Origin of the sequence: Mesobacterium hydrothermale (assembly GCF_035818635.1) — a bacterium.
Classification (GTDB): Bacteria; Pseudomonadota; Alphaproteobacteria; order Rhodobacterales; family Rhodobacteraceae; genus Mesobacterium_A; species Mesobacterium_A hydrothermale.
Genome location: NZ_JAYLLH010000054.1, coordinates 1 through 11,216 on the forward strand (window position 1 = coordinate 1; position 11,216 = coordinate 11,216).

The 11,216-nt window shown below is 63.9% G+C and carries 10 protein-coding genes and 1 pseudogene; 8 read left to right on the forward strand and 3 right to left on the reverse strand.

Going from position 1 to position 11,216, the window contains the following annotated elements; translation table 11 throughout:
- A partial coding sequence (locus tag VK792_RS18935) for a calcium-binding protein (RefSeq protein ID WP_326299449.1) occupies positions 1–1,153 on the forward strand: 1,153 nt, incomplete at its 5' end.
- 25 nt (positions 1,154–1,178) lie between these two features.
- Here VK792_RS18935 and VK792_RS18940 read toward each other — a convergent pair.
- From VK792_RS18940 to ccmI, 3 genes and pseudogenes are all read right to left on the reverse strand, one after another.
- Positions 1,179–1,469, reverse strand: coding sequence for a DUF1289 domain-containing protein (locus VK792_RS18940; RefSeq protein ID WP_326299450.1), 291 nt, complete (start codon positions 1,467–1,469; stop codon positions 1,179–1,181).
- The gene (gene ruvX / locus VK792_RS18945) at positions 1,462–1,947 is read right to left on the reverse strand and encodes a Holliday junction resolvase RuvX (RefSeq protein WP_326299452.1); all 486 of its coding nucleotides are present in this window, start codon (positions 1,945–1,947) and stop codon (positions 1,462–1,464) included. Before ruvX ends, VK792_RS18940 begins: the two co-directional genes overlap by 8 nt.
- A 349-nt stretch (positions 1,948–2,296) precedes the next feature.
- Positions 2,297–3,523 (reverse strand): annotated as a pseudogene (gene ccmI / locus VK792_RS18950) (c-type cytochrome biogenesis protein CcmI); the annotation flags it as partial.
- A 184-nt stretch (positions 3,524–3,707) separates the two neighbouring features.
- Here ccmI and VK792_RS18955 point away from each other — a divergent pair.
- The 7 genes from VK792_RS18955 (at position 3,708) to rarD (ending at position 11,146) form a co-directional block, all read left to right on the forward strand.
- On the forward strand, positions 3,708–4,952 hold the full coding sequence (locus tag VK792_RS18955; RefSeq protein ID WP_326299455.1) for a sarcosine oxidase subunit beta family protein: 1,245 nt from the start codon (positions 3,708–3,710) through the stop codon (positions 4,950–4,952).
- The gene (locus VK792_RS18960; protein WP_326299456.1) at positions 4,952–5,320 is read left to right on the forward strand and encodes a hypothetical protein; all 369 of its coding nucleotides are present in this window, start codon (positions 4,952–4,954) and stop codon (positions 5,318–5,320) included. Before VK792_RS18955 ends, VK792_RS18960 begins: the two co-directional genes overlap by 1 nt.
- Position 5,321: 1 nt before the next feature.
- Positions 5,322–5,651 carry a sarcosine oxidase subunit delta gene (locus tag VK792_RS18965; protein WP_326299457.1) on the forward strand — a complete coding sequence of 110 codons (330 nt, stop codon included), beginning with the start codon at positions 5,322–5,324 and terminating at the stop codon, positions 5,649–5,651.
- Positions 5,652–5,748: 97 nt separating this feature from the next.
- Positions 5,749–8,766, forward strand: a complete 3,018-nt coding sequence (locus tag VK792_RS18970; RefSeq protein WP_326299458.1) for a sarcosine oxidase subunit alpha family protein — start codon at positions 5,749–5,751, stop codon at positions 8,764–8,766.
- Positions 8,759–9,325, forward strand: a complete 567-nt coding sequence (locus VK792_RS18975; RefSeq protein ID WP_326299460.1) for a sarcosine oxidase subunit gamma — start codon at positions 8,759–8,761, stop codon at positions 9,323–9,325. The genes VK792_RS18970 and VK792_RS18975 overlap by 8 nt, the downstream gene beginning before the upstream one ends.
- Positions 9,326–9,534: 209 nt before the next feature.
- The gene (locus VK792_RS18980) at positions 9,535–10,134 is read left to right on the forward strand and encodes a superoxide dismutase (protein ID WP_326299462.1); all 600 of its coding nucleotides are present in this window, start codon (positions 9,535–9,537) and stop codon (positions 10,132–10,134) included.
- 121 nt (positions 10,135–10,255) lie between these two features.
- Entirely contained in the window at positions 10,256–11,146 is an 891-nt protein-coding gene (gene rarD / locus VK792_RS18985) for an EamA family transporter RarD (RefSeq protein WP_326299464.1), read from the forward strand.
- The last annotated feature ends 70 nt before the right edge of the window (positions 11,147–11,216 follow it).

Sequence of the window (11,216 nt, forward strand, 5' to 3'; positions counted from 1 at the left end):
TTTGGCGGGCAGACCCCAACGACATCATCGCCGCAAGAAATCGAGGGTTCCAAATGTTGGATTCAATCCACTAGGACTATGGGCTGTTGCCGGTATTGGACTTCTGGCGCTGGTATTCGGCGCGTTTGACGGCAGTGATGACGATGGGGGCGAAACGCCAGAGCCCGGTCCGACTCCGTCTGAGGGCGATGATGTCCTGACCGGCACCACAGGCGCCGACACGATCGACGGCGGCAACGGCGACGATGTGATCTCTGGTTTGGGTGGCGATGATGACCTCAGTGGCGAAGGCGACAACGACACGATCTTCGGTGGTTCGGGCGCTGACCTGATCAGCGGCGACAACGGGCTCGACTCGCTGTTGGGCGGCACCGGCGATGACGTGATCTTCGGCCGTACCGGCGACGATTTCCTGAAAGGCAACGCCGGGGACGACCTGCTGAAGGGCGGGTTGGGAGATGACGAGATGCTGGGCGGCCTGGGCGAAGATTCGCTGGTGGGCGGTGAAGGCAACGACTACCTCGGCGGTGGCTCGAACGACGACGACCTTGACGGCGATCAGGACGACGACACGCTGGAAGGCGGCGATGGCGACGACAGTCTCTCGGGCGGGACCGATGATGACCTGTTGCGCGGTGGCGATGGTCAGGATACGCTGTTTGGCGGTCCGGGCAACGATACCCTGCAAGGCGATGACGGCCGTGACATTCTGGACGGCGCCGATGGCACCGACGAACTGTTTGGCGGCGCGGGCCCCGATGACCTGATGAACGGCGAAATCATGGACGGCGGCGCCGGCAACGATTTCCTGGACATTGCCGGGGCGTCGGTTGTCACCGGCGGTACCGAGGGCGACGATTTCTATTTGAACCTCGATCCGGCGGCCCCGGCGAACGTTCCGGTCATCACCGACTTCACGGTGGCCGGCAGCGACGCCGACTTCCTGACGATCGATCTTCGCGACTTGGGCGATGTCGAACCGGTGGTGTCGATTTCGTCGACCGGCCCGGCCGATGCCGATGCACTGGTGTCGGTCTTCCTCGGGTCCGAGCAGTTCGACGTTGCCGTGATCGCGGGCGGGGCGGGCAGCTTTACCGCCGACAACGTCTTTATCCTGCAAACCTTGCCGGTCGAAACGGCGGCCGTCGCCTGATACGGCTTCCGACCAGTTTGGAATGTTACGGGCCGTCCTTTCGGGGGCGGCCCTGGTCGTTGGCGCGGGACAGGCGTGCGGCGCGGCCGCCCCGGCGCTGGGTCAACAGTCCGGCGCGGGTCGGCAGTTCCGCCATGATGGTGCGGCGGTCTTCGGCGCTCAGCTTCGACCATTGCGTGATCTCGTCGATCGAGCGCAGGCAGCCGGTGCACAGCCGTGCCTGTGGGTGCACAAGGCAGATCTTGGTGCAGGGGCTTTCGATCTCGTCCCGTTTCCAGATGTCGTCTTTCACGTCCGCGCCTTCTTGTTCAGCCATGTGGTCCGCCAGGGGGCAGGTGTCGCAACCGGTCCAGCACCCCTTGCAGAATATACCCGGCGGCGACGTGATCGATGACCTCTGCGCGACGTTTTCGTGTCGTATCCGCCTCCAACAGCGCTCTTTCCGCCGCCACGGTGGACAAACGTTCGTCCCAAAAGGTGATCGGCCCGTCCCAGAGCTGCGCGAAATTGCGGGCAAAGGCCCGGGTCGACTGACAGCGTGCGCCTTCGCTCCCGTCCATGTTGCGCGGCAGACCCAGCACGATGCCGCAGACCGACCGGTGCTGAACGATCTCTTGCAGCCGCGCCGCGTCGAGCGTGAATTTCTTGCGCCGGATGGTTTCCAACGGCGTGGCCACGCTGCGCATCACGTCGGACACGGCAACGCCGATGGTCTTTTCGCCCAAGTCCAGCCCGATCAGCGCGCCATGGGCGGGCAGGGCCGTTGCGAACCCTTCAACCTCGTCATGGATCATGCCGATGTCCCCAAACCCGCTGCCTTTTCAGGGGTCATTCCACCAGGCCGGCCTGCTGCGCCGCCATCTGCACCACGGCCAGTCCGCCGGGATTGCCCGACAGCGCGTCTTGCGCCTTGTCCCACGCCGCCTGTGCGCGGGCCTTGTCGCCCAGCACGGTCAGCGTGTTCAGCAGGCGGGCCCATTCCTGCGGGCTGCCGCCTTCGGTCATCAGACGCTCTTCAAGCTGCGCCACCATGTTGGTGATCATTTCCTGGCGCTCTTCCGGCGTCATGTTCTGCGCGTTCTGCACGTCCTGCTGGGTCGGCCCCGGCAGCATCGGCGCGGCGGGGGCAGGGGCCGCGGCGCCCTCGGCCACCCCGGCCCGTACAGCGCCCTCGCGCACCACCTCAAGCAGTTCGGGACGACCGGCAAAGACGGTCTGTGCCTCGGCCCAGATCGCAGCGGCCCGGTCGGTATCGCCCAGAATTCCCAGCGCCCCCAGCAGGCGCGCCCATTCCTCGGGGCTGCCGCCTTCGGTCGCAAGCCGATCGCTCAGCCGGTCGACCATGCCCTGGATCATCTCCTGGCGTTCGGCGGGCGTCATGTCGGCGGCATTGGCCATGTCCTGCTGCGACGGTCCGGGCAGCATGCCCCCGGCTGGCGGCAAGGTATAGTCGATGCCCGCCCGCATCGCCGCGTCTTCGATCTGCAAGCGGATCGCGGCGACCCATGGCGCATCGGCCGGGCCTTCATCCAGCAGGGTCTGCCAGATCCGGAACGCGGTGTCGGGCCGACCGGTCTGATACATCATCAACCCGCCATAGAAACGGGCCACCGGGTTGGTCGGGTCCTTCTTCATGGTCTGGTTCAGCACGGTTTCGGCCTCGGGCGACACATACCCGCCCGCCGCCAGCACCATCATGTCCGCCAGATCGGCAAGATCCTTGGCCGTGGCCGCATCGCCCTTAAGCTGGATCAGCCGGGCCTGCGCCTCGTAGGCGGCCTTGTAGTTGCCCAGAACCGCCTCGCTGCGGGCCAGCAAGACAAATCCCTGCACGTCATCGGGGCGCGCCGCCACCGCCTCGCGCAGCCGCGCCACGAGATCGCGATATTCCTGCGGCGCGTCGGGGTTTGCCAGCGCCGGCACCTGCGCCTCGGCCTCGTCCTGGGTGGGCCGGGTCTTGCGCGCCTCGTCGGCGGCGGCGATCCGGGTCTTCAGACCCAGGTCGGGATACCCCGGCGCGCCCATCCGCTGGTACAGCCATAGGCTGCCGCCCACGACCGACAGCGCGATGACGATCGCCATGGTGCGTCCCAGCGCCTGTGGCTGCGTGCCGCCGTCGCCAGCGGCCTTGGCCTTGGCATCCGCCGCCAGGATCCGGCGAGAAATCTCGGTACGGATGCGCTCGGCGTCGCCTTCACCGATCACGCCGCGTGCCATGTCGCGGTCCACGTCCTTCAACTGATCGCGATAGACTTGCAGATCGAAGGCCTCGGCCGGACCGGTGTCGCGCCGCCCGCGCATCAGCGCCAGCGCCAAAGTCGCCGCGACCACCAGTGCCACAAGCCCGGTAATGATCCAGAACGTCGTCATCGCAAACTGCCCTTTATTCCTGTCCCGGCGGAGATATAGCCGCGCCCCCCAAGAAAAAAGGGTAAATCGTTCACTTGTTTCGCCATGTCGCAACTGCGCGGAATTGTGACGGTTGTAGTCGGCGCGGCGAACGTGTTGAGGTCCAATACCGAAGCCAAGTCATACCGCGGGGATTCGAGCTGACATGAAACGCTATTCCGTCTTCGCCGTGGCCCGAGAGGCGCTGCGCGATCACACCGGATGGGACCGCGCCTGGCGCAAGGCGCAGCCCAAGGCTCACTATGATGTGATCATCGTGGGGGCGGGCGGCCACGGTCTTGCGACCGCCTATTACCTTGGCAAGAACTTCGGGATCACCAACGTGGCGATCATCGAAAAGGGCTGGCTGGGCGGCGGCAACACCGGCCGCAACACCACGATCATCCGGTCGAACTATCTGCAGGATCCCTCGGCGGCGATCTATGAAAAGTCCCGCAGCCTGTACGAAACGCTCAGCCAGGACCTGAACTACAACGTCATGTTCAGCCCGCGCGGCGTGATGATGCTGGCCCAGACCGAACACGAGGTCCGCGGCTACCTGCGCACCGCGCACGCCAACGCCCTGCAAGGGGTCGAGACCGAATTCATCTCGCCCGCCCGGGTCAAGGAACTGGTGCCGATCATCAACCTCGACGGCCCTCGCTACCCCGTGCTTGGCGCGCTCTGGCAGCCGCGCGGCGGTACCGGGCGCCACGACGCGGTGGCCTGGGGCTATGCCCGCGCCTGTTCGGCCATGGGCATGGACATCATCCAGAAATGCGAAGTCACCGGCGTCACCCGTGCAAACGGCCGTGTCACCGGCGTGCAGACCACCAAGGGCGACATCGGCTGCGACAAGCTCGGCATCGTCGTTGCCGGCCATTCCGGCCAGTTGGCGGAAATGGCGGGTTTCCGCCTGCCGGTCGAAAGCGCGCCGCTGCAGGCGCTGGTCAGCGAACCGATCAAGCCCTGCATGGATGTGGTGGTGATGGCCAACACCGTGCACGGCTACATGTCGCAATCCGACAAGGGCGAAATGGTCATCGGCGGCGGCACCGACGGCTACAACGCCTATACCCAGCGCGGCAGCTTCCAGCATGTCGAGGAAACCGTCCGCGCCCTGATCGAAACCTTCCCGATGATCAGCCGGTTGAAAATGTTGCGGCAATGGGGCGGCATCGTCGACATGACCGGCGACCGCTCGCCCATCCTGTCGAAAACCCCGCTGGACGGCTGCTTCATCAACTGCGGCTGGGGCACCGGCGGGTTCAAGGCGATCCCGGGCTCCGGCTGGGGCTTTGCCGAACTGATGGCCACCGGCCAATCGCCGCTCTGCGCGGATTTCGGCATGAACCGCTTCCGCGAAGGCCGCTTCATCGACGAATCCGTGGCGGCGGGGGTGGCGCACTGATGAGTGAAGTTTCGCTAGAGGAATTCGTACGAGAAACACTTCTGAGCATCGCACGTGGCGTGCGCACTGCAAAAGACATATCTCAAAACGAAGATATTATCCCGATTGCGCTGCACAGAGTAAACGATCAGGAAACAAAGTCAGGCGATCAAATCGTTAAGTTTTCTGTTGGTGTGGAAGCCAATAGTCGCACAGGAGGTGGAGTAAAAGGCCAAGTAGGAGGCCCACTTGTTTCGCTGATAACTGGCAGTGTCGCGGCTGAGGGAAGTCATGAGAAAGCCTCTGCTGCTATTCATCGAATAGAGTTCGGTGTGCCAATCAACTTTAGCGCTAGATGGAAAGCTCAAAACAGCGAGGGGGATAAATAAAATGCTGATCCTGACCTGCCCCTATTGCGGCGCGGACGCCTGCGAGACCGATCTTGCCCCGGGCGGCGAGGCGCATCTGAAACGCTTCGGCCCCGGATCCAGCGACGCGGATTTCGAAACCTACCTCTTCGCCCGCGAAAATCCAAAGGGCGTGCATTTCGAACGCTGGCGCCACGCCTATGGCTGCGGAAAGTGGTTCCTCGCCGCTCGCGACACCAACACGATGGAGGTCTACGGCACCTATCCCGCCCAGACTCCGCAACCGCCCGAAGAACTGTTGGACCAAATCCGCACCAAACACCCGGATTTCAAATGGCGGGACATCGCCTGATGCCCTGCACCTGTCATCATCTTGCTGAAAATATCCCCGGGGGGTTCGGGGGGCAGGCAGCCCCCCGTCACCGGCCACAAGAACAAGGCACCGAGATATGAGCACCCGTCTCGCCACTGGCGGCCGCCTGACCGACCGCGGCACGCAGATCGAATTTTCCTTCAACGGCAAGCGGTTGAAGGGCCACCCTGGCGACACGCTGGCCTCGGCCCTGCTGGCCAATGACCAGATGCTGGTGGGCCGCAGCTTCAAGTACCACCGCCCGCGCGGGATCGTGGCCTCCGGCCCCGAAGAACCCAACGCCCTGGTCGGGCTGGGCACCGGTGCACGGTTCGAACCGAACCAGCGCACCACCACGACCGAGCTGTTCGACGGGCTGACCGCGACCAGCCAGAACCACTGGCCCAGCCTCGAATTTGACGTGGGCGTGGTGAACAACTACGTCTGGCGGTTCCTGACCGCGGGCTTTTACTACAAGATGTTCATCCATCCGCGCCCGTTCTGGAAACACATCTACGAGCCCTTCATCCGCCAGACCGCGGGCCTGGGCAAAGCCCCCGAGACCGAGGCCCGCGACGCCGACACCTACGAGCATTTCCACGTGCATGTGGATGTGCTGGTGGTCGGTGGCGGCGTTGCCGGGCTGCAAGCGGCCAAGGCCGCGGCAGAACAGGGCACCAGCGTCATGGTGATCGAGCAAACCGCCCACTGGGGCGGTCGCGCCCCGGTCGACGGCGGCACGATTGACGGCCAATCGCCCGAAAATTGGGTGAACGAAACCGTTCAATCCCTTGCAAATCAAGAAAATGTCACCCTGCGTAGCCGGACCATGGCGGCGGGTGTCTTTGATCACGGCTATGTCGTGGCCTATGAACGTGTCGCCGATCACGCGCCGGGCAGCGAAGGCCCGCGCCACCGTCTGTGGCGCATCCGGGCCAGGCAGATCGTGACCGCCACCGGCGCCATCGAACGCCCGCTGTCCTTTGCCGGCAACGATATTCCCGGCGTCATGCTGGCCTCTGCGGTGCGCGACTACGTCGTGAACTGGGGCGTTTCGGTGGGTGACCGGACCGTGGTCGTCACCAACAACGACGACGCCTATCGTACTGCGATCACGATGAAAAACGCCGGTCTGACCGTTCCCGCGATCCTCGATGCGCGGCCCGCGGGCGGTGGCGCGCTGATGGCAGAGGCGCGTGCCCTTGGCATCCGGGTCGAAACCGGGCGCGGCATCGCCAAGGTCAAGGGCGGCAAGCGCGTGACCGGCGTGGTCATGTGCGACCAGGCCGGCGAAGGCGCGATGCTGGAAGAAATCGCCTGTGACGCCGTTGCCATGTCGGGCGGCTGGTCACCGGTCGTGCACTTGTGGTCGCACTGCGGCGGCAAGCTGATCTGGGACGACGCACAGGCGTTTTTCCGTCCCGATCCCGACCGCGCGCCGACCGGGCAGGATGGGGCGCCCATGGTGGTCACCGCCGGGTCTGCAAGCGGAGCAATGAACCTGAAGACAGTTCTTCAGGATTCTGATATGGCAGGGAAAACCGCGTTGAAGCGCGTGGGTGGTCGCCCTGCGGACAGCGCGGCCCCGCTGGTCGATACCCAGGACGAAGCGGCGCTGGAACCGGTCTGGCTGATGCCGCAAGGCGCCCGCTACGCGCTGCGTGGCAAGGCGTGGCTGGACTACCAGAACGACGTCAAGGTGTCTGACGTGCAACTGGCGGCGTGCGAAGGCTATGAATCGGTCGAACATACCAAGCGCTACACCACTCTGGGGATGGCCTCAGACCAAGGTAAGCTTAGCAATATCAATGGACTGGCGGTTCTTTCTGATGCGCTTGGGGAACCCATTCCGCAGGTCGGAACCACCACCTTCCGTCCGCCCTACACGCCCATCAGCCTTGGTGCCATCGCCGGCGAGGCGCGCGGCAAGGTGTTCCAGCCGATCCGCCGCACCCCGATGCACGCCTGGCACGAGGCGCAGGGCGCCAAGTGGGAGCCGGTGGGACACTGGCGCCGACCCTATTGCTATCCGAAGGCGGGCGAAACCGCCGAGGCGGCCGTGCACCGCGAAGTGCGCGCCGTGCGGAACAGCGTGGGGATGCTGGATGCCTCGACCCTGGGCAAGATCATCGTCAAGGGGCCCGATGCGGGCCGGTTCCTCGACATGCTCTATACCAACATGATGAGCACGCTGAAGCCGGGCAAATGCCGCTATGGGCTGATGTGCACCGAAAACGGGTTCCTGACCGATGATGGCGTCGTGGCGCGCATAGACGAGGACACGTTCCTGTGCCACACCACCACTGGCGGCGCGGACCGCATCCACGCCCATATGGAAGACTGGCTGCAATGCGAATGGTGGTATTGGCAGGTCTACACCGCCAACGTGACCGAGCAATATGCCCAGATCGCCGTGGTCGGCCCCAAGGCCCGCAAGGTGCTGGAAAAGCTGGGTGGAATGGACGTTTCCAAGGAAACGCTGCCGTTCATGGAATGGAAGGACGGCACGCTGGGCGGGTTCCCGGTGCGGATTTATCGCATCAGTTTCTCGGGCGAGTTGTCTTATGAAATCGCGGTGCCTGCGAACATGGGGCAGGCGCTTTGGGACAAGCTTTTCGAGGCCGGTCGGGAATTTGACGTCACCCCCTATGGTACCGAAGGGCTGCATGTGCTGCGGGCCGAAAAGGGCTTTATCATGATCGGGGACGAAACCGACGGCACCGTGATCCCGCAGGATCTGGGGCTGAACTGGGCGATCTCGAAGAAGAAAGAGGATTTCCTGGGCAAGCGGGCACAGGAACGCAGCCATATGGCCGATCCGAACCGCTGGAAACTGGTGGGGCTGGAAACGCTGGACGGGTCGGTTCTGCCGGACGGGTCCTATGCCGTGGCCGAGGGCGTCAACGCCAATGGCCAGCGCAACACCCAAGGGCGCGTGACCTCGACCTATTATTCGCCGACGTTGAACCGGGGCATCGCCATGGGGCTGGTCCACAGAGGGCCAGACCGCATGGGCGAAGTGATCGAGTTCAATACCGTCGAAGGGGCCACCATCAAGGCCAAGATCGTCAGCCCCGTTTTCTATGACCCGGAAGGGGAGAAACAGAATGTCTGAAGCCGTCAGCGCCCTGAACGGAGCTCGATACGAAGGCATCGCGCAGATTGCCGACGCCGGTCCGGTGGGCATGATCACCCTGCGCGGCACGTTCGAGGACGAAGCCTTTGGCGACACACTGTCAATCGTGGCCGGCCTGGCGCTGCCCGGTGAGCGCCGCCTGTCGGCGAACGGCGACCGCAGCCTGCTGTGGATGTCGCCGGATGAGCTGCTGTTGATCTGTTCCTACTACGAGGCGCCGCGTCTGACCGAACAGTTGGCCGAGGCGCTGGCAGACACCCACGCGCTGGTGCTGAACGTATCGGATGCGCGGGCGATGTTCACGTTGACGGGGGTGTTGTCGCGCGAGGTCCTGGCGAAACTGTCGCCAACCGACGTGGCCCCCGATGCCTTTGCCGAAGGCGACGTGCGCCGGACGCACCTGGGTCAGGTCGCAGCGGGTTTCTGGATGGAAGCGGACGGCACGATCCGCATCGTCTGCTTCCGTTCGGTCGCTCAGTACATGTTTGACCTGCTGTGCACCGTGGCCGTGCCGGGCAGCGAAGTGGGCTATTTCTGATTTCGAAAACCGGCGCCTTGTCGGGGGCGTCGACCGGATTTAGGCCCTTCGCGCGTGGCAGCGTCGGCCGTGGGTCGGGTCCGTTCCCCGGGATGCCGGCCTGACCTTTCTGCACACCGCAGGCATCGAATCCATGCAAGCGGCCTTGACCTTCGACGGGCTTCGGCACAGGTAAAGGGCAGGCAACCATAACACTGGGAGAGACCAAAATGGCTTTCGAACTTCCCGATCTTCCCTACGCACATGACGCGCTGGCCTCCAAGGGCATGAGCGCCGAAACACTGGAATATCACCACGACCTGCACCACAAGGCCTATGTCGACAACGGCAACAAGCTGATCGCCGGGACCGAATGGGAAGGCAAGTCGCTGGAAGACATCATCACCGGCACCTACCAGGCCGGAGCCGTGACCCAGAACGGCATCTTCAACAACGCGTCGCAGCACTGGAACCACATGCAGTTCTGGGAGATGATGGGCCCGAACCACAACGACATGCCGTCCGAATTGGAAGCGGCGCTGGTCGACAGCTTTGGCTCGGTCGACAAGTTCAAGGAAGAATTCGCCGCCGCGGGCGCAGGTCAGTTCGGCTCTGGCTGGTGCTGGCTGGTCAAGGACACCGATGGCGGCCTGAAAGTCACCAAGACCGAAAACGGCGTGAATCCGCTGTGCTTCGGTCAGACTGCTCTGCTTGGGTGCGACGTGTGGGAACATTCGTACTACATCGATTTCCGCAACAAGCGCCCGGCCTACCTGTCGAACTTCCTGTCGAACCTGGTGAACTGGGAAAACGTCGCGTCGCGCCTGTGATCGCGCAGCGCTGAGACCCGAAAGGCCCCGCATCCCGGATGCGGGGCCTTTTGAGTTTTGACCCTTGCCATTCGCCGCGCGTGGGTCCAAGCCTGAGGGACAAATTCCGCAGGGTTTCCAGATGACTGACGCAGCCAAGGGTGTTTTCGCGCTGACAGCCGCCTGCGTGATCTGGGGGCTGTCACCACTGTATTACAAGCTGCTGTCCCATGTGCCGCCGCCCGAACTGCTGGCGCACCGGACCTTCTGGTCTTTCGTGACCTTTGCCGGTGTGCTGACCGCACAGGGCAAGCTGCGGCGTCTGCCCGTAGCGCTGTCCGGGTGGCGGAACTTCGGGCTTGTCGCCGTCGCGGCGCTGATGATTTCGACGAACTGGTTCCTGTTCATCGTGTCGATCCAGATCGACCATGCGACCGAGGCGAGCCTGGGCTATTACATCTTTCCGCTGGTGTCGGCGCTTCTGGGGGTGGTGTTCTATGGCGAGCCGATGGGCCGGGGCAAGGCGATCGCCCTGTCCCTGGCCACGGCGGCGGTGCTGGTGCTGACCGTGGGCTTGGGCGTGGCGCCGTGGATTTCGCTTGTTCTGGCAACGACCTTTGGCCTGTATGGCCTGATCAAGAAGCGGCTGACCGTGGGGCCCATTACCTCTGTTACCTCAGAGGTGCTGCTGCTGCTGCCCTTGGCGGCGGGCTGGTTGTTATGGCTGGAAATGGGGCAGGGCGGTGCCTTTGGTCGGGATATGTTCACCACGCTGATGCTGGCTTTTTCCGGGGTGCTGACGGCGCTGCCGCTGATCCTGTTTTCCTATGCCTCGCAGCGCTGCACCATGGCGACGGTGGGGCTGGTGCAATACCTGAACCCCACATTGCAGTTCCTGTGCGCGGTTCTGGTCTTCGGCGAACCCTTCGGGCCATATCACGCGATGGCGTTTGGCCTGATCTGGACGGCGCTGGCGATCTATTCCGCCGACATGCTGCGCAAGGACCTGGCGCGGCGGAAACTGGCGGCCTAGTGGATTGATCGCGACAAACGAGTCCGAATTGGGATTCCCATTTGGTGCTGGCCGTGCGAGTCATGCTGAT

Bases quoted from the DNA above. Each gene is read 5' to 3' on its own strand.
- VK792_RS18940 (WP_326299450.1), bottom strand. From the start codon at position 1,469: ATGGCTGAACAAGAAGGCGCGGACGTGAAAGACGACATCTGGAAACGG.
- ruvX (WP_326299452.1), bottom strand. From the start codon at position 1,947: ATGATCCATGACGAGGTTGAAGGGTTCGCAACGGCCCTGCCCGCCCAT.
- VK792_RS18955 (WP_326299455.1), top strand. From the start codon at position 3,708: ATGAAACGCTATTCCGTCTTCGCCGTGGCCCGAGAGGCGCTGCGCGAT.
- VK792_RS18960 (WP_326299456.1), top strand. From the start codon at position 4,952: ATGAGTGAAGTTTCGCTAGAGGAATTCGTACGAGAAACACTTCTGAGC.
- VK792_RS18965 (WP_326299457.1), top strand. From the start codon at position 5,322: ATGCTGATCCTGACCTGCCCCTATTGCGGCGCGGACGCCTGCGAGACC.
- VK792_RS18970 (WP_326299458.1), top strand. From the start codon at position 5,749: ATGAGCACCCGTCTCGCCACTGGCGGCCGCCTGACCGACCGCGGCACG.
- VK792_RS18975 (WP_326299460.1), top strand. From the start codon at position 8,759: ATGTCTGAAGCCGTCAGCGCCCTGAACGGAGCTCGATACGAAGGCATC.
- VK792_RS18980 (WP_326299462.1), top strand. From the start codon at position 9,535: ATGGCTTTCGAACTTCCCGATCTTCCCTACGCACATGACGCGCTGGCC.
- rarD (WP_326299464.1), top strand. From the start codon at position 10,256: ATGACTGACGCAGCCAAGGGTGTTTTCGCGCTGACAGCCGCCTGCGTG.